Origin of the sequence: Pseudomonas sp. MWU13-2105, from assembly GCF_023242315.1 — a bacterium.
In the GTDB taxonomy this organism is placed as follows: Bacteria; Pseudomonadota; Gammaproteobacteria; order Pseudomonadales; family Pseudomonadaceae; genus Aquipseudomonas.
In genome coordinates this window covers 62,852-88,190 of record NZ_JALLIY010000009.1, presented here as the reverse complement: position 1 = coordinate 88,190, position 25,339 = coordinate 62,852, and the positions used below count along the sequence as shown (strand labels likewise).

Below are 25,339 nucleotides of genomic sequence, written 5' to 3'. Positions count from 1 at the left end.
GTCACCTCTTTGCCCCGTCGGATGACTGCCATCATGCTCCTGAGATTGCTGAAAAACCTGCTGCGGGCACTGCCGCTGGTGGTGGGTCTTTATCTGTTGACCCTGTTGGTGCGCGGCCATGGCCCACGCTTGTCCATCGACGCCGTTTCGCCGCTGGCGCATGACTGGCAGCAGTGGTTGCTGCTGGGGCCCTTGTACCTGGGTGGGCTGCTCTATTTCTGCTGGGCCCGGCGCCAGCGCAAGCGTCGGGAGTTGCACCGTGTCGAGGCGGCGCAACAGGCGTTGCAGGGGCTGGAGCCGCCGTGTGCCCGGGAACGCCGCCTGCGTGAACGGCTGGAGCGCTGGCGCCTGGAAAGCCAGGCCGGCGCCAGCGGTCCGGTATTCCTGCTGCTGGGGGCGGCCGGTGCCGGCAAGCGTAGCTTGATGGGGGAGCGGGGGCGCCGCCCGATGACGTGCAGCCGGGGCGTATCGGCGCCTTTTCGGTCATGGCCGTAAGTGCGGCGCTGCTGGCCCAGGCAGACCCCGGTTGCGCTCGGTTATGGCGTTGCCTGCTGGATGAACTGAAAGGCTCGCGCCGCCAGGGGATAGCTGTCGCCGGGGCAGTGCTGGTGCTCAATGTGCTGCATCTGCTACGCCTGGCTCCCGCCGCCCGCGATGCCCAGGCGCTGATCCTGCGGGCGCGGCTGGAAGAACTGGCGGCCGAGTTCGGTCGCGGTTTGCCGGTGCAGGTGATCGTGACCCACTGTGATCGTTTGCCGGGCTTCGAGGCGTCGCTGCTGGCCTTGCCGGCCGCCGAGCGGGACTTGGCGCTAAGCTTTGTCCGCAGGCGTAATCGGCACAACCTGGCGCGGCTGGCCGAACGTCTCGTCAGCGCTTTTACGGCCTTGCAAGAGGCACTCCCCGAGCGTTTGCAGGGCGAGGCGCAGACCTCGGCGCGGGTTCGGCTCTACGGTTTCGCGCGGTTGTGGCGCCAGTTCGGCGAGGTTTTGCAGCCTTATCTGCAGACGGCATTTTTCGAGCAGCCGCGGGTGGCGCAGGTGCACCTGCAATCGCTGCGTTGCAGCGGCCACCTGCGCGTTGAGCCGAGTACCCGGACCGCCAGCCAGCGCCTGGTTCGCTGCTTGCAGCAGCGTCGCCGCCACGCTCGCTGGTCGAGGTTTTTGCCGTCGAGTGTTGGCGGGAGGCGCTGGTTTCTTGCGCTCGGATCGAGTGTCCTGGTCATGCTCTTGGCGACGCTGCTCGGCACTGGTTACTGGCAGCAGACTCGGCAACTGCAATGGTTGGTCGAGCAGCAAAGGGGACTCGCGGCGTTGCCGGCCGGCGCCGCCGGGACGCGGGTGACGCCAGCGCTGCTCGAACGCCTGGGGCGCTTCAGGAACCTGGCCTATCCCCCTGCGGACGGCTGGCCGCAGCCGGCTTTCTGGGGGGGCGAATATCGGCGATTGCTGGAGCAGACCGGTAGCCTGTATCAGCGGGCATTATTTGATGAGTTGCTGCCCGGCATTGTGCAGATCTTGCAGGATGCCGCGCCGAATGGGCTGTACAGCGAGAACCTGGAGCGCTTGCGGTTTTACCTGATGCTGGGTGGCCAGGGCCGCTTCGACGCGGCGGCCTTCGACGACTGGCTGTCAGCCCAGGTGCCGGGCGCTTTCGCGCAGTCGCTGGCGCCGGCACAACGCGAGCAATTGCTGGCTCACATCCAGGCGCTGATACCGCTGCTGGCGACAGGGCCGGTGCTGAGTGTCGATCCGCAGTGGGTCGAGCGGGTGCGTCAAGAGCTGCGTCGCGAGCCGGCACAGCAGCGCCTCTACGCTCGACTGAGCGAGATGCCGGGAAGTGCCGACGACGAGGATTTCAGTGTCGTCGCGGCCAGTGGCAGCGAGGGCTTGCTGAGTCTGTCCCGACGCAGCGGCGCGCCCTTGAATCGGGGCGTTCCGCCACGCTTCAGTCCCAAGGGCTATGAGCGGCTGCTCAGCCACCTGCCATTGCTGGTGGCCGAGGCGCTCAAGGATGAAGATTGGGTCATGGGCGCGGGGCTTCAATTGGATGCGCTGACCTTGCACAATGAAGTGTCCGCGCTTTATGCGCAGGACTATATCCGCCACTGGGAGCAGTTCTTCGCCGACCTGCGCCTGGTCGGCCTCGACCAGCCCGAGTCACTGGCCCTCAGGCTCGAGCGTTTGGCGCGGGCCGACTCGGCGCTGTTCAGCTTGCTGCGCGCGGCAGGACGTGAGACCCGCCTGGAGCTCAGCGAGGCCCCGCAGCGTCTGCTCGACCGGGCGCGCCAGCAGGTTTCGTCACTGGCCACCAGCCTTTCTTCGGCGGCGAGCAAGGCGCTCCCGGTTATGCTTGATGCCGAGGAGCACCCGGTCAACCGGCATTTTGCGCCGTTGCAGCGGCTGAGCGAAGGCGCCGGCGCGCCGCTCGAGGCATTGCGCGAAGCCCTGGCCCAGGCCGCGGTTTACCTGCAGGCCCGGGAGCAGGCATTGCTGCTGGGTTTGCCGAGCCCGCCGGTGGACGGCCTGGAGCAACTGCAACGGCAGGTCGACAGTCTGCCGCCGATGCTGCAACCGCTGTTTGCCGAGATCGTCAGTGTCAGCCGGCAACATTTGCAGCGGCAGACCGTGCTGACAGTTGGCGTCGGCCTGAATCAGCAACTGGGTCCCGAATGCTCACGCCTGCTCGCCCAGCGTTATCCCTTTGAGCGGCAGGCCCGAGAGCAGCTATCGCTGGCCGACTTCAACCGCTTGTTCGCTCCTGCCGGGCTGTTGCAGGATTTTCAACAGCGTCATCCGCACGTCACGCTACTGGATGGCACGGTGGCAGCACAGTTCCGGCGCGCGGAGCAGATTCGCCGGGCGTTTTTCCCCGGTACGTCCGACGTCGCGCGGGTCGATTTCGAGCTCAGTCCTGTGTCCATGGATGAAAGCATCGCCCAGCTGCGCCTGAGCCTGGATGAGCTGCAACTCGACTACGCCCACGGCCCGATCCGGCCCAGTCTGTTTACCTGGCCGACCCGGGCCCTGGGCAGCCAATTGAGGATGGTGGTCACACTGCTCGATGGTCGCAGCCTGGTGCGCTCGGCCGAAGGGCCCTGGGCCTGGTTCCGCTTTATGGAGCAGGGGCGTTTGGTGCCGGCGCCGAGCGGGGAGGGCTACTGGCTGACCCTGGGCTTCGAGGATGTCGAGGTGGTGCTGCAATTGCGCAGTGCCAGTCTTGACCATCCCTTCGGCCGCAAGATCCTCAGCGATTTCCGATGCCCTTCGGCGTAGCGACTGTAGGTATTTGGCCTGTCCCGCAAGATGAAGGTCGGTTTCGAAATGATCCTGTGGAAATGTCCTATGTCGAACGCGCCGATGACTGTTTAGCATGGTCGCCCATAACCCACCCCAGGGCGTCGCTGGCCATCGTGGCGCGGCGGGCCGGGAAGATTTTTCTGGCGTAGGGGGACCAGGGGATGTAGCGGTTGGGCAGGATGCCACGGTGAAGGGGTGGCGGTTCGCCCAACGATTTCGCGTCGGTCGGACCTGACCACTGCCGAGTCAGTTTTTCATTGGCAGCAGTGCAGGAGAGTCCATGCTCGAGAAAAAGCCTACCCGCCTCATGATTCTGGATGATCACAGCCTGGTCCTGTGCGGCATGGAGATCAAGATCCAGGCCGAGGCCGATCTTCTGTTGCTGGGCAGTTTCACCCGGGGCTCGGCGCTGATGGCCGCCTTGCGCGAGCAGGAGGTCGACCTGGTTGTGATGGATTACTCCCTGCGTTCGGGCGAAGTCGACGGCCTGAACCTGATTCGCACCTTGAGGATCCGCTTTCCGCGGTTGCGGCTGCTGATCATCTCGTCGCTGTACGTACCGGCGACGGTGGCCCTGGCGCTGCGCTGCGGGGCCAGCGGCTTTATTGGCAAGGAGCTGAATTCCGGCGAGTTCGTCCTGGCCATTCGGCAGGTGGCGGCCGGAAAGGTCTACCTGCACCCGGACATGGTCGAGGCGTTGCAGGTGCATGAGGTGTCGCGGCTCGATATCGCCACGCCGGCCTCGGAGTCTGAGCTCGCCAGCCTCGACGTGCTGGCCAGGACCTCCGAATTGACGGTGCGTGAGCACGAGGTGTTGCGCTGTTGCCTCGACGGCTTGTCGGTGACGCACATAGCGCGCAAGTTCTCGCGCAGTATCAAGACCATCAGCACGCAGAAGCAGGCGGCATTTCGCAAGCTCGGCCTGCGTGGCGACAATGAGTTGTACAAGGTGCGTTATCAGATGGAAGGACGCTGAGGTGCATTTTCCTGAAAATTCGCTGTCACAACCAGTTCAGTGTGCGCTCAGCGATGTCGATCTGATGCACAATACGCCCCGGACCGTTTTTCCTCAGGATTTTCAATGTCGACATCATTCCACTTGCGTGCCGTTGCATTGGCACTGATGGTAGCGGGCGCCGCAGGCTGCTCGTCGACCACCAAGACCGCCGTTTACGAACGGGAAAATTTCGACGACGCCGGCACCTTCTCGCGCAACTACGGCGTGAGCGACGCGGCGTCCTGTGAAGCGGCCCGGCGCGCCTTGCTCAGCCAGGGCTACATCATCACCAGTAGCGACCCGAAACTGATCAGCGGCAACAAGAGCTTCCAGCAGACTGGCGATACCCATATGCAGATCAGCTTCAGCGTGGTCTGTGCGGCGGATGGCAGTGCCAATCATCGCTCGACCATGTTCGCCAACGCCTTGCAGGACCGCTACGCCCTGAAGAAGGTCAACAACTCCGCCAGCCTGGGCGTGGGTGTGCTGGGTTCGGTGTCGATGCCAATCGGCTCGACGGATGACTCGATGGTCAAGGTGGCCAGCGAGACCGTGTCCTCGGCGACCTTCTATGACCGTTTCTTCACCCTGGTGGAACTGTTCCTGCCGCCTGAAGTGAAGAAAGAGAAACATACCGACGAGAAACCCAAGGCCGAGCTGGGGATGCCCGAGGCGGTCCCGGCCAAGGCCCAGGCGGACAAGCCGGCGGAGCCGAAGGCGGCGGAGCACAAGGCTGCGGAAGCCAAGCCAGCGGAATCGCCGTCTGTACCGGCACCGAAGAGCGTGGAGCCGGTGCATGCTGCTCCTGCCACCCCGGCTACGCCTGCTGCATCCGAGCCGGTCGCCGTGCCGACTGACGCTGCACCGCTTGAGAAAGCCCCGGCCACCCCAGTCGCGCCGGTAGCCCCTGCCGAACCGACGCCCGCTCCGGCACCGGCCGCCAGCGAGTCGGCAACCCCGGCTCAGTAAGTCCGGTACCAGGCGGCGGGATCGGGTTTGTCGACCTCGATCCCGTGGCCTCGCGAGGGGGGGACGCCGCCGGTAAAATAAAACTGGGTAAATCCTGACCGTTCTGCTAATTTTTTATTTCAGACCCTTGTCCAGGCGCCTGGGCAGGAGGGGGGCTTCATTTTTCCTTCACATGGGACCCCTATGCTGGATCCGGCCCGCTGCTACTTGTAGGCGCGGTGCTCGGGACGAGTGCGGCGATATTTTGCGCTTGGCCCCGATTTGCAGGAGCCCGCAAACCGGCTCCGGCGAGGATCTTGTTGAGCTGCTAGTAATGGTTAGTAAAACCGCGGTTTACCTTCGAGCGAAAAAGGAGTTTGACGATGGATGACTATCAAGAAGAGCTGTTGGAGTTCCGGGCTTTCGAGCTGGACCCGGTTGAGCCGGCCGAAGACGCGACCGAGCTGTAGGCGGTGGTTTTTCGGCTCAGGCCGAATGCCGCTGACTGCGGCGGAACTCGCCGGGTGTCTGGCCGTTCCAGCGTTTGAAAGCCCGTTGAAAAGCCTCGGCTGAGGCAAACCCGAGCAGGTAGGCGATTTCGCCAAAGGCCAGTTCGGTATCGCGAATATAGGTCATCGCCAGGTCACGGCGAGTGTCGTTGAGAATGGCGCGAAATTGCGTGCCTTCCTCGGCCAGTTTGCGACGCAGTGTCCAGGTCGGCAGCTTCAGGCGTGCCGCCACTTCTTCCAGGTCGGGTTCCCGGCCTCCATTGAGCAAAGGCCCCAGCAACTGAGTGATACGTTCACGCAGGCTGCGGGTGCGCGTCAGTTGTTCCAGTTCCCGTTCGCACAGTTGCAGCAGGTGTCGCCAGGTACTCGGGCAATGGTCCGGGTTGCGCAGGCCGAGGCTGGCCTGGCCCAGGCGCAGTTGATTGTGCTCGGCGGCGAAATGCACCTGGCAGTCGCCCAGACCCTTGTAGGCCGCGGCGTAGTCCGGCTCGGCGAATTCGATATCGATACGCTCGGCGTGCAGCTTTTCGCCGCCGACACTGGCCAGTTGCTGCAACCAGCCGGCGATGATCGAGTCCACCACAAAGCGGTTGTAGGCGTTGTACGGGCTGATGGAGTAGAAGCGCAGCCAGGCGCCGTCGGCGTCTTCGTGGAAACTCGATTGCCCGCGATAGTTGGAGCCGTAGAGTGCCTCGAAGCGGGTCAAGGTTCGTGCTGCCTCGCGTACCGTTGGGGCCTGGGCGGCGGTGACGCCGGCCAGGCCCGCCTGGCTGAGGCGGCTGCAGCGGCCCATGCGCAAACCCAGGGCCGGATCGCCGGTGAGTTGGATCGCCGCGTGCCCCAGGCGCATATAGCGCGGAATCGACAACCGTGCATTGGGTTCGGCCAGGCGCGCCGGGTCCAGTCCGTACTGCTGCAGCAGCAGGTCAGGGTCCTGGCCGTGACTGCGCACCGCGTCGGCGAGGCTGTGGACGAAGCTCACGGACAGGTCGCCCAGGCGCATCGACACCGGCTTCATGGCAGCCACAGGTTCAGCAGGCGCGCACCGCGATCGCTGCCGTCCTGCCCGTCGATGGCGCGTCCGTCCTGGCTGATAAAGCTCTGCCCGGAATAGCGTTGATTCCAGAACTGGCCGCGCAGGAACACGGTCATGCCGGCCAGTGACCGGCTGGCGGGAGCGCGGCTGCTCAGGGTCAGGCGATGCCAGGCCTCGCCTTCTCCGAGCTCGCCGGGCCTGAGGCTGATCTCTTGCGGTGTGGCCGCGTTCTTGAAGCCACGCCAGGGTTGCTCCCAGCTGTTCTTGCCAGGCAGCGAGGCCGTCACGGCAATCAGTGACACGCCGAGCTCGTCAAACCGACGGTAGTTGTCCGGGTACCAGCTGTCACTGCCGATCAACACGCCCAGGCGCCCGGCCGGGGTCTGCACGGCATTCAGTTCCTGGCGTCCGCCGCCCTTGATATAACCGCGTTCGTCGAAGGTCGGGTAGAGCTTGCGTTGGGGCTGGCCGAGGGGGCGTCCGTCGGCGGCGAAGACCAGGCTGACGTTGTACAGCGCGCCCTTGCCGATTTTCAGGGTGCCTTGCTCGACGCTGGGGTCGGGCAGGACGATGGAACCGGCCACCAGGGTGACACCGAACTCTTTTGCCAGGCCGCCGAACACCGCCTGGTAATCCTGGGCCATGGCCCTGGCCTTCATGCGCAGGCGGGCGTCTTCGAGGAAGCTGCGGCCCTTGGCATTGAACAGGGCGCCGAGCAGCTTCAGCGGGTTGCCGAGCATCAGCCAGTTCATTGCCTCTTGCTGGTCGATGGCCTGGTACAGATCGTCCTTTTCCCCGTGCAGCAGCAGCCAGGTGCCGATATGTTCCGGCAGTACCACAATGGTCTTGTCGTTCAGCAGTCCCAGGCCACGGGCCTGCTGCAGATAGGCGGCCAGTTTGCGGTGCAGGCGCGCCGGGCTCTGGTAGTCGTTGGGAAACAGCTCTGGTTGAAGGCCCAGCAGGTTGCCGTGGCCGCCCGCCACGCCCTGGTTCACGGCCAGGCGGATACGCAGGTCCGAGAGGTAGTGGCCGCTGCCGCGCTGTTGGGTCCACACGCCGTAACCGACGACGGTGGCGAGCAGCAGGATCAATAGGGAGAAGAGCAGGAATTTGCGCATGGGGGCGGATAACGAACGACCGGGTGCGGGAGTCATTGACTAGGGTAGGTCCAGCGGGCGTCCTTGCCAAGGGCTGCTGCACGTTTCGATCAATAAGTTGTCAGTTTCGGTCATTGAGCCGGGGCCGGGGGCTCTTTAATGTGCCAGTCATACAACTGACGGGGGCCTTGGAGCTTCCCGCATTTCCGTGATCTTGCCCGTTGTGGAGTTTCTATGACCGCCGCCCAATACCCGCACCTGCTGGCCCCGCTCGACCTGGGTTTCACCACGTTGCGCAACCGCACCCTGATGGGGTCGATGCACACCGGTCTTGAGGAGAAGTCCGGCGGTTTCGAGCGCATGGCGGCCTACTTCGCCGAGCGTGCCCGGGGCGGTGTCGGCCTGATGGTGACCGGCGGTATCGCGCCGAACGACGAGGGCGGCGTGTATTCCGGCGCGGCCAAGCTGACCACCCAGGCCGAAGCGGACCAGCATCGTATCGTCACCCATGCGGTGCATGCGGCCGGCGGCAAGATCTGCCTGCAGATCCTCCACGCCGGGCGTTATGCCTACAGCCCGAAACAAGTGGCGCCGAGTGCGATCCAGGCCCCGATCAACCCGTTCAAGCCGAAAGAACTGGATGAGCAAGGCATCGAGAAACAGATCGCCGACTTCGTGAACTGTTCGGTACTGGCCCAGAATGCCGAGTACGACGGCGTCGAAATCATGGGCTCGGAAGGTTATTTCATCAACCAGTTCCTCGCGGCCCACACCAACCATCGGACCGATCGCTGGGGCGGCAGCTACGAGAACCGCATGCGCCTGCCGGTGGAAATCGTGCGCCGGGTGCGTGAGGCGGTGGGGGCGGACTTCATCATCATCTTCCGCCTGTCGATGCTCGACCTGGTGGAAGGCGGCAGCACCTGGGATGAAATCGTGCTGTTGGCCAAGGCCATCGAGCAGGCCGGCGCGACCATCATCAATACCGGCATCGGCTGGCACGAAGCGCGGATTCCGACCATCGCCACCAAGGTGCCGCGCGCCGCGTTCAGCAAGGTCACCGCGAAACTGCGTGGTTCGGTGGGCATTCCATTGATCACCACCAACCGGATCAACACCCCGGAAGTGGCCGAGCAGATCCTTGCCGACGGCGATGCCGACATGGTCTCCATGGCCCGGCCGTTCCTCGCCGACCCGGAGTTTGTCAACAAGGCGGCGCAAGGGCGTGCCGACGAAATCAATACCTGCATCGGCTGCAACCAGGCCTGCCTGGACCATACCTTCGGCGGCAAGCTGACCTCCTGTCTGGTCAACCCACGGGCCTGCCACGAAACCGAGCTGAATTACCTGCCGGTGACCCAGGTGAAGAAAATCGCCGTGGTCGGCGCCGGGCCGGCCGGTCTGTCGGCGGCTACCGTGGCGGCCGAGCGTGGGCACCAGGTGACGCTATTCGATTCGGCCAGTGAAATCGGTGGCCAGTTCAACGTCGCCAAGCGGGTGCCGGGCAAGGAAGAGTTCGTCGAAACCCTGCGTTACTTCAAGCGCAAGCTGCAGACCAGCCATGTCGAGGTCTGTCTCGGTACGCGGGTGGATGTGGCGCAACTGGTGGCCGGCGGGTACGACGAGATTATCCTGGCCACGGGCATCGCGCCGCGGTTGCCGGCGATTCCCGGTATCGACAACCCCAAGGTCCTCAGCTATCTGGATGTGCTGCTGGAGCGCAAGCCAGTGGGTCACAAGGTCGCGGTGATCGGGGCCGGCGGTATCGGCTTCGACGTTTCGGAGTTCCTGGTGCATGAAGGCGTGGCCACCAGCCTGGATCGCGAGGCGTTCTGGAAGGAGTGGGGCATCGACACCCGGCTTGAGGCGCGTGGCGGGGTGGCGGGGATCAAGGCCGAGCCCCATGCGCCGGCCCGCGAGGTGTTCCTGTTGCAGCGCAAGGCTTCCAAGGTCGGTGATGGTCTGGGCAAGACCACCGGCTGGATTCACCGCACGGGCTTGAAGAACAAGCGGGTGCAGATGCTCAACAGCGTCGAGTACCTGAACATCGACGAGGCGGGCCTGCACATCAGTATCGGCGGTGGCGAGCCGCAGTTGCTGGCGGTGGACAACGTGGTGATCTGCGCGGGGCAGGATCCGTTGCGCGAGTTGCAGGACGGCTTGCTCGCGGCCGGGCAGAGCGTGCACCTGATCGGTGGCGCGGACGTGGCGGCGGAGTTGGATGCCAAGCGGGCGATCAACCAGGGGTCGCGCCTGGCGGCTGGGCTGTAGTTTTCCAGGTCGACCGCATTATCGTTCTTCGCGGCGGTGCGGCGTCCCGACAAGCTCCGCTCCCACAGATCTTGCGCCACACACAAAATCTGTGGTTGCCCTCAATCCTGTGGGAGCGGAGCTTGCCGGCGAAGAGGCCCTCGAAAGCCCCGAACTGTTAAACTGGCAGTCCCCTCCCAGCGGACTGCCTCGAATGCTCCCCCCTGCCGACTGGCAACCCCGCGCACCCCTCGAATCGCTGCATCTGGATTGGTTGACCCGGGCCGGGGTCGAGGTGGCCGTGCTGCGCCTCGACCTGATCGATCCGCTGATCAGCGGCAACAAGTGGTTCAAGCTCAGCGGATATCTGGCGGCGGCCCGGCAAGCCGGCGCCGAGGGCTTGATCAGCCTGGGCGGGGCGCATTCCAATCATCTTCACGCCCTGGCGGCGGCGGGCAAGCGTTTCGGTTTTCCCACCGTTGGCCTGCTGCGTGGGCATCCCGTGCAAACCCCCACCGTTGGCGACCTCCAGGCCTTCGGCATGGAGCTGCACTGGCTTGGCTATGGCGGTTATCGGGCGCGGCATGCGCCGGATTTCTGGGCGTCGTGGCAGCAGCGCTATCCACACCTGCACGGCGTGCCGGAGGGTGCTGGTGGCTTGATAGGCGCGCGCGGCTGTGGGGTCTTGCTGGATCAGCTATCTGAGCAATTGCCGGCGCTCGGCTGGGACGATTATCACGGCTGCTGGCTGGCCGCCGGAACCGGGACCACCCTGGCTGGGCTGGTGCTGGCCGAAGCCGGACACCGACCGGTATATGGCGCGCTGGCGGTGCCGACCGACCATGGCGTGGCGCCACTGGTCACGGCGATCCTGGAGGAGGGTGGGGCGATGAGCCCTGCCTTTGAATTGATCGACGCCTGCCGTGGCGGTTTTGCCAAGGTCGATCCGGCATTGTTGGGGTTCATCGAGCAAAGCGAGCAACAGAGCGCTGTGCCGCTGGAGCCGCTGTATACCGGCAAGGCGTTGCTGGCGCTGCAGGAACAGGTGAGTGCCGGACGCTTCGTCCCGGGCACGCGCCTGGTGTTCTTGCACACCGGCGGTTTGCAAGGTCGCCGGGGCTTTACTCTGTAAACCGCTCCTTGTAGGAGCAGAGCTTGCTCGCGAAGGGCCCTCAAGATCGCCAAGAGCTTCGCTGGCAAGCCAGGTTCCTACAGGTTTCGGGGGGACAGATACTCCGCGTTATCGTGGGCGTCCATTGTGAGCAAGAGGGCTCAGGTACGACGCTTGGGCAACATGCGCAGCAAGGTGTTATCCCGCACGAAGTAATGGTGAAACAACCCGGCCAGGGCATGCAGGCCGATCAGCCAGTAGCCGGTGCTGGCCAGCAGTTCATGCCAGCCCTTGACCTCTTTGGCATACGCAGCGTCCTCGGTCACCAGCGCCGGTAGCTCGATGCCGTAGAACATCACCGAATGACCCTGCGCACTCACGGCCAGCCAGCCCAGGAGCGGCGTAGCGATCATGAACAGATACAGCGCCCAGTGCATCAGCTTCGACAGCAGCATCTGCCAGGTCGGTGGCGCGGGGATGATTTTCGGTGCTACACCGAGGGTGCGCGCCAGCAAACGCAACCAGACCAGCACGAACACGGTCAGGCCGAACATATAGTGCGCTTCGACGATCAATGTGCGGCCGCCACTGCCTTTGGGGAAAATCCCGCGAAACTCGATACAGGCGTAAACCACCGCCAGCAGCACCAGCATCAGCCAGTGCAATGCAATCGACATGCTGCTATAGCGGCTGTCGGTATTCTTCCAGGGCATAGCGTGTTCCTCGGGTCATCAGGGCTGGAACCTCCATTCTTGAGCGATGGAGTTTTTATACTCTAATGGTTTTTTAAGCGTTTTGTCTGCGCTGAGTCAGGGTTTACCTCGTGTTGTTCGTGATTGGTACTTGCTTTCATATATGACTATCCATATATTCGATTTTCCATATATGAGTTGCTGCGATGTCCTGTTTTGCCTCCCCCGTGGAACTCTTCAAATGCCTGGCTGACGAAACCCGTAGCCGGATCGTGCTGTTGGTAGCCCGTGAAGGTGAACTCTGTGTGTGTGAATTGACCGCGGCACTTGAACTGAGCCAACCGAAAATATCCCGGCATCTGGCGCAATTGCGCCAGGCCGGGCTGCTGGCCGATCGTCGTCAGGGCCAGTGGGTGTTTTATCGCCTGCACCCTGGGCTACCCCAATGGGTCTCGACCCTGGTGCAAGGCACCCTGCAGGCCAGCGGGCACTGGCTGGCCGCGGATATCCAACGCCTGCAGGCCATGAACGACCGGCCACTGCGCTGTTGCTGAACCACTGTCCCCCCCTCTTGCTAACCATGAAGGTTGTTGTGCATGTTGATTGCGGCGTTGATTTTTCTGCTGACCATTACCCTGGTGATCTGGCAGCCCAAGGGGCTGGGCGTCGGCTGGAGCGCCTGCCTGGGCGCGCTGCTGGCCTTGCTCTGTGGTGTAGTCCATCTCGCTGATATTCCGCTGGTATGGGAGATCATCTGGAATGCCACCGGCACCTTTATCGCCCTGATCATCATCAGCCTGCTGCTCGATGAGGCCGGCTTCTTCGCCTGGGCGGCGCTGCATGTGGCGCGCTGGGGGCAGGGCAGCGGCCGCAAGTTGTTCGCCGCCTTTGTGCTGCTGGGAGCGTTGGTCTCGGCGTTGTTCGCCAACGACGGCGCGGCGCTGATCCTCACGCCGATTGTTATCGCCATGCTCCTGGCCCTGCGTTTTTCCAAGGCGGCGACCCTGGCGTTCGTCATGGCCGCCGGCTTTATTGCCGACACCGCGAGCCTGCCGCTGGTGGTGTCGAACCTGGTGAACATCGTCTCGGCCGACTATTTCAAGATCGGCTTCAATGCCTATGCCTCGGTGATGCTGCCGGTGAACCTGGTGAGCGTGGCGGCGACCCTGCTGGTGCTGCTGTGGTCCTTCCGCCGCGACATTCCCCGTGACTACGATCCGCGGCAGTTGGAACTACCGGCCAGTGCGATCCATGACAAGGCGACCTTCATTGCCGGCTGGTGGGTGTTGATCATCCTGCTGGTGGGCTGCTTTGCCCTGGAGCCGCTGGGGATTCCCATCAGTGCGATTTCGGCGGTGTGCGCGGCCTTGCTGCTGGGGATCGCCGCGCGCGGTCACAAGATCTCGACCCGCAAGGTGTTGAAAGAGGCGCCGTGGCAGATCGTGATTTTCTCCCTGGGCATGTACCTGGTGGTCTATGGCCTGCGCAATGCCGGGCTGACCAGCTACCTGGCCGGCTGGCTGGATCACTTCGCCAGTTACGGGGTCTGGGGCGCCGCGATGGGCACCGGGCTGTTGAGCGCCTTCCTGTCCTCGGTCATGAACAACCTGCCCACGGTGCTGATCGGTGCCTTGTCCATCGATGCCAGTCAGGCCGGCGGTGTGGTGAAGGAGGCGATGATCTACGCCAACGTCATCGGCAGCGACCTGGGCCCGAAAATCACCCCCATCGGCAGCCTGGCGACCTTGCTCTGGCTGCATGTGCTGGAGCGCAAGGATATCCGCATCGGCTGGGGTTACTACTTCAAGGTCGGGATTGTCCTGACCCTGCCGGTGCTGCTGGTGACCCTGGCGGCCCTGGCGTTGCGTTTGTCGCTGGTTTGATGAAGCGCGAGCGAAGAGGCCCGAAAGGACACCACAGTATCTAACCTGTGCCCGGCACATTCGGCCAGAGATCGGCCACCAGGAACAATCGCTCGGCCTCTTCCCAGTCGCCTTGCGCATTCCGGGTCAGGCGCACCAGCAACTGCGCCGGAGCATGCGGGTCCAGCTCCTCCAGCCACTGAGCCAACTGCTCCCGTGGCCAGGCATCCGCCTCGGCATAGTGCGCCGGTGCCAGCCAGGCATGGCGCGGCAGGGGTTGCCAACGGCCCGCCGGGCTGCGCTTGATAAAGTCCGCCCAGTCGCGCTGATGCAACCAGCGCCCGTGCAGATGCTGCGGATGAGCCCCCCGCGGAGGAAGTGCCGTCCCGGGCCACGGATACAACAGGTACCCCCCCAACCACAATTGCGCACTGAACTGATGGATATCCAGCGTCGCCAAGGCCGCGCGGCTCTCCGGGCGGGCGGAAATCGGTAACTGGTGCTCGCTCAGGTGCGCCAGCTTGCGGTCCAGCCGGTCATGGCAACCCGGCCCGAGCCAGCGTGCCGGGTCTTCGCCGCCGCCGTGCTGCGGACCCAGGTACAGCTTGATCGCCAGTTCCAGGTGGTGCACGCCATCGCGATCGCGCAACAGCAAATCCAACTCACCCAGGGTATGGCCCTCGCGCCGGATCGGCAGGTTGGCGCCGATCAGCTCTATCCCGGGCGCCTGCTGCACGGCGAACTGCCACAACCGTTCGTAATACAGGCCCAGTCGCCGGGTCGCCCCGCGCACCAGCCAAGCCTGCAGCTCGAGCGGATCGCGATCCAGCCCATGCAGCCACTGCTCCAGCCGCTCCGGTGCCTGCACCCAGTCACTGCCGGCCAACGGGTGGCGTTGCGGCCAGGGCGTGTCTTCCAGCATCGGTGGCGCCAGGATGACCCAGGCCAGGTCGCGCACTTCGGGATGGCGCAACTGTCGGGGCAGGTTGAGCAAGTCGGGGAAGAGGATCATCCTGCGAGCATAGCTGAAAGGGTTTTGTCTCGGGCCGGCTTTCGCCCATAATCTCCCCTTTGCTCGTCCCAGACCCCGCAGGAGCCCCATGGAGCAATTTCGCAATATCGGCATCATTGGCCGCCTGGGCAGTTCGCAGGTGCTGGAAACCGTTCGCCGGTTGAAGAGATTCCTCCTGGCGCGGCACCTGCACGTCATCCTCGAGGACACCATCGCCGAGGTCCTGCCGGGCCACGGCCTGCAAACCTCGTCGCGCAAGATGCTCGGCGAAGTCTGCGACATGGTCATCGTCGTCGGCGGCGACGGCAGCCTGCTCGGCGCCGCCCGCGCGCTGGCCCGGCACAATATTCCGGTGCTGGGGATCAACCGTGGCAACCTGGGCTTTCTCACCGATATCCGCCCGGACGACCTCGAAGTCGAAGTGGCCAAGGTCCTCGACGGCCACTACCTGGTGGAAAACCGCTTCCTGCTGCAGGCCGAAGTGCGCCGGCATGCCGAAGCCATCGGCCAGGGCGATGCGCTCAACGACGTGGTCCTGCACCCCGGCAAGTCGACGCGGATGATCGAGTTCGAGCTGTACATCGACGGCCAGTTCGTCTGCAGCCAGAAGGCCGACGGCCTGATCGTCGCCACGCCCACTGGCTCCACTGCCTATGCGCTGTCCGCCGGCGGTCCGATCATGCATCCCAAGCTCGATGCCATTGTGATCGTGCCCATGTACCCCCATACCTTGTCCAGCCGCCCCATTGTGGTGGACGGCAACAGCGAGTTGAAAATCGTGGTGTCCAAGGACATGCAGATCTACCCGCAGGTTTCCTGCGACGGGCAGAACCATTTCACCTGTGCGCCCGGCGATACGGTGACCATCAGCAAGAAACCGCAGAAGCTGCGGCTGATTCATCCGCTGGATCACAACTATTACGAAGTCTGCCGCACCAAGCTCGGCTGGGGCAGTCGGCTGGGTGGTGGAGGCGACTGATGCTCGATCCCGCGCGTGGCTACGATCTGATCGGTGATGTGCACGGTTGCGCCCATACCCTCGAACATCTGCTGGACATGCTCGGCTACCAGAAGCTGGGCGGCACCTGGCGTCATCCGTCGCGCATGGCGGTATTCCTCGGCGATATCATCGACCGTGGCCCGCGCATCCGCGAGGCCCTGCATATCGTCCATGACATGGTCGAGGCCGGGCAGGCGCTGTGCATCATGGGCAACCACGAATTCAATGCCCTGGGCTGGAGCACGCCGGCCGCGGCGGGCAGCGGCAAGCAGTTCGTCCGCGAACACACACCACGGCACGCCCGGCTGCTCCAGGAAACCCTGGTCCAGTTCGAACAACACCCGGCGGACTGGCATGATTTCCTCGCCTGGTTCTACGAGCTGCCGCTGTTCGTCGATGCCGGACGTTTCCGCGTGGTGCATGCCTGCTGGGATGGCGGCTTGATCGCGCCTTTGCGGGCGCAGTACCCCGACGGCCGGATCGACGAAGCATTCCTCAAGGATTCAGCGCTGCCCGGCAGTTTTGCCGCGACGGTGTTCGACCGCCTGTTGCGCGGCACCGATATGCGCCTGCCGGACGGCCTGACGCTGACCGGCGGCGACGGCCTGACCCGGGCGTTCTTCCGCACCAAGTTCTGGGAGGACGACCCGCAGACCTACGGCGATATCGTCTTCCAGCCGGATGCCTTGCCTGAAATGGTGGCGAGCAAACCGCTGTCCTCGACCGAAAAGAATGCCTTGCTGCGCTACGGCCTCGACGAGCCGATGCTGTTCGTCGGTCACTACTGGCGCAGCGGCAAGCCCGCACCGATCCGTCCCAACCTGGCCTGCCTGGATTACAGCGCGGTGCTCTACGGCAAGCTGGCGGCTTACCGGCTGGACCAGGAAACCACCCTCGACCCGCAGAAATTCGTCTGGGTCGACGTCGAACGTCCCGAGGCTTTGCGATGAGTGCCACTGCTGTCTTACGCCTGCCGTTGAGCACTGATCTGAGTGGCTTCGTCAAACTGCTGGAGCGCATGCAGGTGCCGCACCGGGTCAACGAGGAGTCCGGCGAGCAGGTGCTGTGGGTGCCCGAGTCGATCAGCGCCGACGTGCTGTCGCTGTACCAGCGTTTCCCCGCCGGCGATCCGGACAACCAGCTGGAAGTCCCGGACCAGCCGCTGGGCATGACCCGGCCGAACTTTCTCACCCAGGTCCGCCAGAGCCCGACCACCGCCGGCATCCTCTTGCTGAGCCTGATCATCGCCGGCGTGACCCTGCTCGGTGACAACCTGCAGACCCTGCACTGGTTCACCTTCCTCGACTTCCAGGTCCGCGGCAACTACGTCCAGTTCAGCCCCCTGGCCGACGGCCTGGCGGCGGGGCAGTGGTGGCGTTTGGTGACGCCGATGCTGATCCACTTCGGCATCCTGCATATCGCCATGAACGGCATGTGGTACTGGGAACTGGGCCGGCGCATCGAGCTGCGCCAGGGCAGCATCAACCTACTGGGGCTGACGTTGCTGTTCAGCCTGGTTTCGAATTACACGCAGTATTACGTCAGCGGCCCGACCCTGTTCGGCGGCCTGTCCGGGGTGCTCTACGGTTTGCTTGGGCATTGCTGGATCTACCAATGGGTGTCGCCGAACCCGGCCTATCGTCTGCCGCGCGGTGTGCTGGTGATGATGCTGGTCTGGCTGCTGTTGTGCCTGTCGGGCCTGGTGTCGATGATCGGCTTCGGCGAAATCGCCAACGGCGCCCATGTCGGCGGACTGCTCATCGGATGTTTCAGCGGCTTGTTGGGCGGCCTCTGGTCTCGTCGTAAACTGGCCATCTAGTCGACTTTTTTCACGCGTGGAGAGCGCATGTCCTCTTTTATCGAAATGATTGAAAACATCACCCCCGAGATCTACCAGAGCCTGAAACTGGCGGTGGAAATCGGCAAATGGTCGGACGGGCGCAAGCTCAGCGCCGAGCAGCGCGAGCTGTCGTTGCAGGCGATGATCGCCTGGGAAACCCAGAACCTGCCGGAAGACCAGCGCACCGGCTACATGGGCGTGCAGGAATGCGCCTCGAAGTCGGCCCCGGTGCCGAACATCCTGTTCAAGTCGGATGCCATCCATTGATCGAGCTTGGCCGCGGTGCAATCAGCAAGATGTCGACGCGCCTTGAAGGCGCGCAGGTGCAGTACGCCTTTCGCCTGGGTGACAGCGAGGTGCCGGTCAATCCGTTGATCGGCCAGAAGCTGCGCCTGGAGTTCCTCGGGGCGATTCATTGCACCCACTGCGGACGCAAGACCAAGACCAGCTTCAGCCAGGGCTATTGCTACCCGTGCATGACCAAGCTGGCCCAGTGCGACACCTGCATCATGAGTCCCGAACGCTGCCATTACGACGCCGGCACCTGCCGCGAGCCGTCCTGGGGCGAAAAATTCTGCATGACCGAGCATGTGGTCTACCTGGCCAATTCGTCGGGGATCAAGGTCGGCATCACCCGCGCCACCCAGTTGCCGACCCGCTGGCTCGACCAGGGCGCCAGCCAGGCGCTGCCGATCGTCCGTGTGGCGACCCGCCAGCAGTCCGGCTTCGTCGAGGACCTGTTCCGTAGCCAGGTGGCCGACAAGACCAACTGGCGCGCCTTGCTCAAGGGCGATGCGCCGGCGGTGGACCTCAAGGCGGTGCGCGACCAACTGTTCGAGTCCTGTGCCGAGGGCCTTGCCGCCTTGCAGGCGCGCTTCGGCCTGCAGACGATCCAGCCGGTACATGATCTCGAACCGCTGGAAATCCGCTACCCGATCGAGCACTACCCGACCAAGGTGGTCAGCTTCAACCTGGACAAAGACCCGATTGCCGAAGGCACGCTGATGGGGATCAAGGGCCAGTACCTGATCTTCGACACCGGCGTGATCAATATCCGTAAATACACGGCCTACCAGCTCGCCGTGCATCAGTAGAAGGACGCCCTCATGCGCACCGAACAACCGAAGATGATCTATCTGAAGGACTATCAGGTACCGGACTACCTGATCGACGAGACGCACCTGACCTTCGAGTTGTTCGAGGACCATACCCTGGTCCATGCGCAGCTGGTGATGCGCCGCAACCCGGCAGCCGGCGCGGGGCTGCCGCCGCTGGTGCTGGATGGCCAGTTGTTGGAACTGCTGTCGGTGCAACTCGACGACCGCGTGTTGTCGGGCAACGACTACCAGATCGACGCCAGCCACCTGACCCTGCACCCGGCCAGCGAGCGCTTCAGCGTCGACACCAGCGTGAAGATCCACCCGGAAACCAACACCGCCCTGGAAGGCCTGTACAAGTCCGGCACGATGTTCTGCACCCAGTGCGAGGCCGAAGGCTTTCGCAAGATCACCTACTACCTCGACCGCCCGGATGTGATGAGCAAGTTCACTACCACGGTGATCGCCGAGCAGCATCGCTATCCGGTGCTGCTGTCCAACGGCAACCCGGTGGGCAACGGTCCGCAGGACGACGGGCGGCACTGGGCGACCTGGGAAGACCCGTTCATGAAGCCGGCCTACCTGTTCGCGCTGGTGGCCGGCGACCTGTGGTGCGTCGAAGACAGCTTCGCGACCATGAGCGGCCGTAACGTCGCGCTGCGCATCTATGTCGAGCCGGAAAATATCGACAAGTGCCAGCACGCCATGAACAGCCTGAAGAAGTCCATGCGCTGGGACGAGGAGGTCTATGGGCGCGAGTACGACCTGGACATCTTCATGATCGTTGCGGTCAATGACTTCAACATGGGCGCCATGGAGAACAAGGGCCTCAACATCTTCAACTCCAGCGCCGTGCTGGCTCGTGCCGAAACCGCTACCGACGCCGCGCACCAGCGGGTCGAGGCGATCGTCGCCCACGAATATTTCCACAACTGGTCGGGCAACCGCGTGACCTGCCGCGACTGGTTCCAGCTGTCGCTCAAGGAAGGCTTCACGGTGTTCCGCGATGCCGGCTTCTCCGCCGACATGAACTCGCGCACGGTCAAGCGGATCCAGGATGTCGCCTACCTGCGCACCCACCAATTCGCCGAAGATGCCGGTCCCATGGCCCACGCCGTGCGTCCGGACAGCTTTATCGAGATCTCCAACTTCTACACCCTGACCGTATACGAGAAGGGCTCGGAAGTGGTCGGCATGATCCACACCCTGCTCGGCGCCGAAGGTTTCCGCAAAGGCAGCGACCTGTATTTCCAGCGCCATGACGGCCAGGCCGTGACCTGCGACGATTTCGTCAAGGCCATGGAAGATGCCAATGGCGTCGATTTCACCCAGTTCAAGCGCTGGTACAGCCAGGCCGGTACGCCGCGTCTCGCCGTCAGTGAAAGTTACGATGCGAGCGCCAAGACCTACAGCCTGACCTTCCGCCAGAGCTGCCCGCAGACTCCGGACAAGCAGGAAAAACTGCCATTCGTGATTCCAGTGGAGATCGGTCTGCTGGATGCCCGGGGCGCTGAAATTGCCCTGCAACTGGCCGGTGAAGCGGCCGCCGGCGCCACCAGCCGGGTGCTCTCGGTGACCGAAGCCGAACAGACCTTCATCTTTGTCGGCATCGCCGCCAAGCCGTTGCCGTCGCTGCTGCGGGGCTTCTCGGCACCGGTGAAGCTGGGCTTCCCCTACGATCGCGACCAGTTGATGTTCCTGATGCAGCACGACAGCGACGGTTTCAACCGTTGGGACGCCGGCCAGCAATTGTCGGTGCAGGTGTTGCAGGAACTGATCGGCCAGCATCAACAGGGTCAAGCGCTGGTGCTCGATCCGCGTCTGGTCACGGCCTTGCGCAGCGTGCTGGGCAACGAGCAGCTGGATCAGGCGATGGTTGCCGAAATGCTCTCGCTGCCGGGGGAGGCCTACCTCACCGAGATCAGCGAAGTGGCGGATGTCGAGGCGATCCACACGGCCCGCGAGTTCGTCCGCCGGCAGTTGGCCGAGCAGTTGTTCGACGGTTTGTGGCAGCGTTACCAGGCCAATCGCGCGGTATCGAAAACCACCGCTTACGTGGCCGAGAACGAGCATTTCGCCCGGCGTGCCCTGCAGAACATCGCGCTGTCGTACCTGATGCTCAGCGGCAGGCCTGAAGTGCTGGCGGCGACGTTGGAGCAGTTCGAGACTGCCGACAACATGACCGAGCGGTTGACTGCCCTGGCGGTGTTGGTGAACTCGCCGTTCGAGGCCGAGAAGGCCTTGGCGCTGGCCAGTTTCGCCGAGCACTTCAAGGACAATCCGCTGGTCATGGACCAGTGGTTCAGCGTCCAGGCCGGCAGCCCGTTACCGGGCGGCTTGCAGCGGGTCAAGGCGTTGATGGAGCACCCGGCGTTCACCATCCGGAACCCGAACAAGGTGCGGGCGTTGATCGGTGCCTTTGCCGGGCAGAACCTGATCAACTTCCACGCGGCGGACGGTTCCGGTTATCGCTTCCTGGCGGACCTGGTGATCCAGCTCAATGCGCTGAATCCGCAGATCGCCTCCCGGCAGTTGGCGCCGCTGACCCGCTGGCGCAAGTATGACGGTGCCCGCCAGGCACTGATGAAGGCCGAGCTGGAGCGGATTCGCGGTTCGGGCGAGTTGTCGGCGGATGTCTACGAGGTTGTCAGCAAGAGCCTGGCTTAAGCTGTTTGCCTGCGTCGGCACAAACACCCTTGAAACACCTGACTCACCTCCACAAAGGCCACATCCGTGGCCTTTGCTCATCACCTCGCCTGATGCCCCATCATTCAGGCCTGCCCTCAACGCCCCGGGTTAACAAAAGATAACGTGGCGTCGATTGTCAGACGATTCCAAAGCCCGATAGGATAGCTCCAGCTTTAGAAGGGGCTCTAGATTGCCGGTTCCAGACGACCAGGCAGTCATGAAAACGCCCTTGAAGGCGCCCTCAAAGGTTGTATGACCTGACAATAATAATGGGGAGAAAGGTCTATGAATGAGCCTGTGAGGCCTACGGGTTCTTGCTGTCCGCCGACATGGCGCGGCACGGCATTGCTGGTGACGGCGCTGGCGCTGTCGGGACTGGCGGCACTGCCGGCCAGCGCATACGCGGCGGCGCCCGGCACTGCCGACACTGTCTACTCCATCGAATCCTCCAAGGCCATCAAGGGCCTGCTGCTCGACGTGGTCCACGCCGGCAAGCGGCTGGTGGCCGTCGGCGATCGCGGGCACATCCTCTTCTCCGACGACCAGGGCGGCCACTGGACCCAGGCCCGGGTCCCGACCCGGCAGATGCTCACCGCGGTCTATTTCGTCGATGACCAGCACGGCTGGGCCGTCGGCCACGACGCGCAGATCCTCGCCAGCAGCGACGGCGGCGCCACCTGGACCCGCCAATACCAGGACCTCAAGCGTGAAGCACCCTTGCTCGACCTCTGGTTCAAGGACGCCAGCACCGGGTTTGCCGTGGGCGCCTACGGGGCCTTGCTGGAAACCACCGACGGCGGCCAGCACTGGGAAAACGTCAGCGAGCGCATCGACAACCCCGACCAGTTCCACCTCAACGCCATCGCCGCGGTCAAGGACGCCGGGCTGTTCGTCGTGGGCGAGCAGGGCAGCATGTTCCGCTCCGCCGACTGGGGCCAGACCTGGGAACACGTCGACGGCCCGTACCAGGGTTCGCTGTTCGGCGTGATCGGCACCGCCCAACCCTCGACGCTGCTGGCCTACGGCTTGCGCGGCAATCTCTACCGTTCGACTGACTTCGGCAGCAGCTGGGAGCCGGTGGAACTCAGGGCCGCCCGTGGCGCCCTGGAGTTCGGTCTGTCCGGCGCGACCTTGCTGGCCGACGGCTCGCTGGTGATCGTCGGCAACGGCGGCAGCGTGATCCGCAGCAGCGATGACGGCGTGACCTTCAGCGTGTTCAACCGTCCCGACCGGATTTCCCTGTCGGCGGTGACGGCGGCCGGCAACGGCAACCTGATCCTCGTCGGCCAGGGCGGCGCCCACACCACCACGCCGACCGGCGCTGAGCTGGGCCAATAACAAGAAAGGCGGGAATCTATGAGCAGTCAGCAAAGTCATCATCAAGACAAGGCGACGTTTCTCGAGCGCCTGATTTTCAACAACCGCCCGGCAGTGATCGTCATCTGCCTGCTGGTCAGCGCCTTCCTGTTCTGGCAAGCCACGCTGATCCGGCCGTCCACCAGCTTCGAGAAAATGATTCCGCTCAAGCATCCGTTCATTGAAAAGATGATGGAGCACCGCAATGACCTCGCCAACCTGGGCAACACCGTGCGGATTTCGCTGGAGGCCAAGGACGGCGATATCTTCAGCAAGGAGTACATGGAGACCCTGCGTCAGGTCAACGACGAAGTGTTCTACATTCCCGGTGTCGACCGTTCCGGCCTCAAGTCGCTGTGGAGCCCCAGCGTGCGCTGGACCGAGGTGACGGAGGAGGGCTTTGCTGGCGGCGAAGTGATCCCGCAGAGCTACAACGGCTCGGCCGACAGCCTGGAAAAACTGCGCAACAACGTACTCAAGTCCGGTCAGGTCGGGCGCCTGGTGGCCAACGACTTCAAGTCGAGCATTGTCGATATCCCACTGCTGGAGGCCTACCCGGACCCGCAGGACCAGGGCAAGTTACTGGCGCTGGACTACCAGAAGTTCTCCCACCAGCTCGAAGAGAAGATCCGCGACAAGTTCGAAGCACAGAACCCCAATGTCAAGGTGCATATCGTCGGCTTCGCCAAGAAGGTCGGTGACCTGATCGACGGCCTGGTCATGGTGGTGCTGTTCTTCGGCGTGGCCTTCGTCATCACCCTGGTGCTGCTGTACTGGTTCACCTGGTGTATCCGCAGCACCATCGCCGTGCTGATCACCACCCTGGTGGCGGTGGTCTGGCAACTGGGGCTGATGCACGCGTTTGGCTTCGGCCTGGACCCGTACTCGATGCTGGTGCCGTTCCTGATCTTCGCCATCGGTATCTCCCATGGGGTGCAGAAGATCAACGGCATCGCCTTGCAGTCCAGCGACGCCGACAACGCCCTGACGGCGGCCCGGCGGACCTTCCGGCAACTGTTCCTGCCGGGGATGATCGCGATCCTCGCCGACGCCGTGGGGTTCATCACCCTGCTGATCATCGACATCGGCGTGATCCGCGAACTGGCCATCGGCGCCTCCATCGGCGTGGCGGTGATCGTGTTCACCAACCTGATCCTGCTGCCGGTGGCGATCTCCTATGTCGGCATCAGCAAGCGGGCGGTCGGGCGCAGCAAGAAGGATGCGACCCGCGAGCACCCGTTCTGGCGCCTGCTGGCGAATTTCGCCAGCCCCAGGGTCGCCCCGGTGTCCATCGTCCTGGCCTTGCTGGCCCTGGGTGGCGGCCTCTGGTACGGGCAGAACCTGAAGATCGGCGACCTCGACCAGGGCGCGCCGGAGCTGCGTCCCGATTCGCGCTACAACAAGGACAACAGTTTCATCATCAACAACTACTCCACCAGTTCCGATGTACTGGTGGTGATGGTCAAGACCGCGCCCGAGGGCTGTTCGCACTATGAGGCCATGGCGCCCATCGACGAGCTGATGTGGAAGATGCAGAACACCGAGGGCGTGCAGTCGGCGATCTCCCTGGTGACCGTATCCAAGCAGATGATCAAGGGTATGAACGAGGGCAACCTGAAATGGGAAACCCTGTCGCGCAACCCCGATGTGCTGAACAACTCCATCGCCCGCGCCGACGGCCTGTACAACAACAATTGCTCGCTGGCCCCGGTGCTGGTGTTCCTCAACGACCACAAGGCCGCGACCCTCGACCGCGCGGTGCATGCGGTGCAGGATTTCGCCAAGGAGAACAACAAGGACGGCCTGGAATTCCTCCTCGCCGCCGGTAACGCCGGGATCGAGGCGGCCACCAACGAAGTGATCAAGGAGTCGGAACTGACCATCCTGGTCCTGGTGTACCTCTGCGTGGCGACCATGTGCATGATCACCTTCCGCTCCTGGGCGGCGACCTTGTGCATCGTCCTGCCGCTGGTGCTGACCTCGGTGCTGGGGAACGCGTTGATGGCGTTCATGGGCATCGGCGTGAAGGTCGCGACCTTGCCGGTGGTGGCGCTGGGCGTGGGGATCGGCGTGGACTATGGGATCTACATCTACAGTCGCCTGGAAAGCTTCCTGCGTGCCGGGCTGCCGTTGCAGGAAGCCTATTACCAGACGCTGAAATCCACCGGCAAGGCGGTGCTGTTCACGGGCTTGTGCCTGGCGATCGGGGTGTGCACCTGGATCTTCTCGGCGATCAAGTTCCAGGCCGACATGGGCCTGATGCTGACCTTCATGCTGCTCTGGAACATGTTCGGCGCGCTGTGGCTGTTGCCGGCGCTGGCGCGGTTCCTGATCAAGCCGGAGAAGCTGGCGGGGAAGGTCGGTGGGTCGTTGTTTTCCCATTGAGAACACCTGATGTGCAGGTGCTGAATCCCCCCTGTGGGAGCGGAGCTTGCCCGCGAAGCTTTTGGCGGCATCAAGGGCCTCTTCGCGGGCAAGCTCCGCTCCCACAGGTAGTGGCTCCGCTGCAGGGCAATATCGCCTATCATGAGCACTTCCCCAAACACGA

The 25,339-nt window shown here is 63.7% G+C and carries 20 protein-coding genes; 16 read left to right on the top strand and 4 right to left on the bottom strand.

Translation table 11 applies throughout. The features are described 5' to 3' along the window. Positions 1 to 33: 33 nt before the first annotated feature. The 4 genes from M5B96_RS14730 (at position 34) to M5B96_RS14715 (ending at position 5,262) form a co-directional block, all read left to right on the top strand. On the top strand, positions 34 to 495 hold the full coding sequence (locus M5B96_RS14730; RefSeq protein WP_248797400.1) for a hypothetical protein: 462 nt from the start codon (positions 34 to 36) through the stop codon (positions 493 to 495). Continuing rightward, entirely contained in the window at positions 486 to 3,272 is a 2,787-nt protein-coding gene (locus M5B96_RS14725; protein WP_248797399.1) for an ImcF-related family protein, read from the top strand. The genes M5B96_RS14730 and M5B96_RS14725 overlap by 10 nt, the downstream gene beginning before the upstream one ends. A gap of 304 nt (positions 3,273 to 3,576) precedes the next feature. Further along, positions 3,577 to 4,272: a response regulator transcription factor gene (locus M5B96_RS14720; protein WP_248797398.1), complete on the top strand. Its 696-nt coding sequence runs from the start codon at positions 3,577 to 3,579 to the stop codon at positions 4,270 to 4,272. Between the two features lie 105 nt (positions 4,273 to 4,377). Then, a complete protein-coding gene (locus tag M5B96_RS14715; protein ID WP_248797397.1) occupies positions 4,378 to 5,262 on the top strand; it encodes a DUF2242 domain-containing protein in 885 nt (294 codons plus the stop codon). A gap of 465 nt (positions 5,263 to 5,727) precedes the next feature. Here M5B96_RS14715 and M5B96_RS14710 read toward each other — a convergent pair whose 3' ends face one another. After that, positions 5,728 to 6,768 (bottom strand): AraC family transcriptional regulator, encoded by a 1,041-nt coding sequence (locus M5B96_RS14710; protein ID WP_248797396.1) that lies wholly within the window; start codon positions 6,766 to 6,768, stop codon positions 5,728 to 5,730. Next, positions 6,765 to 7,904, bottom strand: a complete 1,140-nt coding sequence (locus M5B96_RS14705; protein ID WP_248797621.1) for a nitrilase-related carbon-nitrogen hydrolase — start codon at positions 7,902 to 7,904, stop codon at positions 6,765 to 6,767. Before M5B96_RS14705 ends, M5B96_RS14710 begins: the two co-directional genes overlap by 4 nt. 213 nt (positions 7,905 to 8,117) lie before the next feature. Between M5B96_RS14705 and M5B96_RS14700 the strand changes: the two genes are divergently transcribed. Together M5B96_RS14700 and M5B96_RS14695 are read left to right on the top strand one after the other, a co-directional pair. Beyond that, positions 8,118 to 10,154: an NADPH-dependent 2,4-dienoyl-CoA reductase gene (locus M5B96_RS14700; RefSeq protein ID WP_248797395.1), complete on the top strand. Its 2,037-nt coding sequence runs from the start codon at positions 8,118 to 8,120 to the stop codon at positions 10,152 to 10,154. 193 nt (positions 10,155 to 10,347) lie between these two features. Beyond that, a complete protein-coding gene (locus tag M5B96_RS14695; protein ID WP_248797394.1) occupies positions 10,348 to 11,265 on the top strand; it encodes a 1-aminocyclopropane-1-carboxylate deaminase/D-cysteine desulfhydrase in 918 nt (305 codons plus the stop codon). A 140-nt stretch (positions 11,266 to 11,405) separates the two neighbouring features. Here the strand turns inward: M5B96_RS14695 and M5B96_RS14690 are convergent, their stop codons facing one another. Continuing rightward, positions 11,406 to 11,957: a cytochrome b gene (locus tag M5B96_RS14690; RefSeq protein WP_248797393.1), complete on the bottom strand. Its 552-nt coding sequence runs from the start codon at positions 11,955 to 11,957 to the stop codon at positions 11,406 to 11,408. 185 nt (positions 11,958 to 12,142) lie between these two features. Here M5B96_RS14690 and M5B96_RS14685 point away from each other — a divergent pair, with 185 nt between their 5' ends. Continuing rightward, the gene (locus tag M5B96_RS14685) at positions 12,143 to 12,490 is read left to right on the top strand and encodes a metalloregulator ArsR/SmtB family transcription factor (protein WP_248797392.1); all 348 of its coding nucleotides are present in this window, start codon (positions 12,143 to 12,145) and stop codon (positions 12,488 to 12,490) included. Between the two features lie 42 nt (positions 12,491 to 12,532). Beyond that, on the top strand, positions 12,533 to 13,819 hold the full coding sequence (locus M5B96_RS14680) for an arsenic transporter (RefSeq protein WP_248797391.1): 1,287 nt from the start codon (positions 12,533 to 12,535) through the stop codon (positions 13,817 to 13,819). Positions 13,820 to 13,859: 40 nt separating this feature from the next. On the opposite strand, the gene M5B96_RS14675 is transcribed toward M5B96_RS14680, so the two are convergent. Continuing rightward, complete coding sequence (locus M5B96_RS14675; protein ID WP_248797390.1) at positions 13,860 to 14,810, bottom strand: DUF1853 family protein; 951 nt, start codon at positions 14,808 to 14,810, stop codon at positions 13,860 to 13,862. 88 nt (positions 14,811 to 14,898) lie between these two features. Between M5B96_RS14675 and M5B96_RS14670 the strand changes: the two genes are divergently transcribed. The 8 genes from M5B96_RS14670 to M5B96_RS14635 all read left to right on the top strand — a co-directional run bounded on the left by M5B96_RS14670 (position 14,899) and on the right by M5B96_RS14635 (position 25,176). Next, positions 14,899 to 15,789 (top strand): NAD(+) kinase, encoded by an 891-nt coding sequence (locus M5B96_RS14670; protein WP_103495792.1) that lies wholly within the window; start codon positions 14,899 to 14,901, stop codon positions 15,787 to 15,789. Beyond that, on the top strand, positions 15,786 to 16,760 hold the full coding sequence (locus tag M5B96_RS14665) for a metallophosphoesterase (protein WP_248797619.1): 975 nt from the start codon (positions 15,786 to 15,788) through the stop codon (positions 16,758 to 16,760). Before M5B96_RS14670 ends, M5B96_RS14665 begins: the two co-directional genes overlap by 4 nt. After that, complete coding sequence (locus tag M5B96_RS14660) at positions 16,757 to 17,629, top strand: rhomboid family intramembrane serine protease (protein WP_248797389.1); 873 nt, start codon at positions 16,757 to 16,759, stop codon at positions 17,627 to 17,629. Before M5B96_RS14665 ends, M5B96_RS14660 begins: the two co-directional genes overlap by 4 nt. 27 nt (positions 17,630 to 17,656) lie before the next feature. After that, positions 17,657 to 17,917 (top strand): YeaC family protein, encoded by a 261-nt coding sequence (locus M5B96_RS14655; protein ID WP_248797388.1) that lies wholly within the window; start codon positions 17,657 to 17,659, stop codon positions 17,915 to 17,917. Continuing rightward, on the top strand, positions 17,914 to 18,744 hold the full coding sequence (locus M5B96_RS14650) for a DUF2797 domain-containing protein (RefSeq protein WP_248797387.1): 831 nt from the start codon (positions 17,914 to 17,916) through the stop codon (positions 18,742 to 18,744). The genes M5B96_RS14655 and M5B96_RS14650 overlap by 4 nt, the downstream gene beginning before the upstream one ends. A 12-nt stretch (positions 18,745 to 18,756) precedes the next feature. Next, positions 18,757 to 21,414: an aminopeptidase N gene (gene pepN / locus M5B96_RS14645; protein ID WP_248797386.1), complete on the top strand. Its 2,658-nt coding sequence runs from the start codon at positions 18,757 to 18,759 to the stop codon at positions 21,412 to 21,414. 306 nt (positions 21,415 to 21,720) lie between these two features. After that, a complete protein-coding gene (locus tag M5B96_RS14640; RefSeq protein ID WP_248797385.1) occupies positions 21,721 to 22,773 on the top strand; it encodes a WD40/YVTN/BNR-like repeat-containing protein in 1,053 nt (350 codons plus the stop codon). Between the two features lie 18 nt (positions 22,774 to 22,791). Beyond that, complete coding sequence (locus M5B96_RS14635; protein WP_248797384.1) at positions 22,792 to 25,176, top strand: efflux RND transporter permease subunit; 2,385 nt, start codon at positions 22,792 to 22,794, stop codon at positions 25,174 to 25,176. Positions 25,177 to 25,339 lie beyond the last annotated feature (163 nt).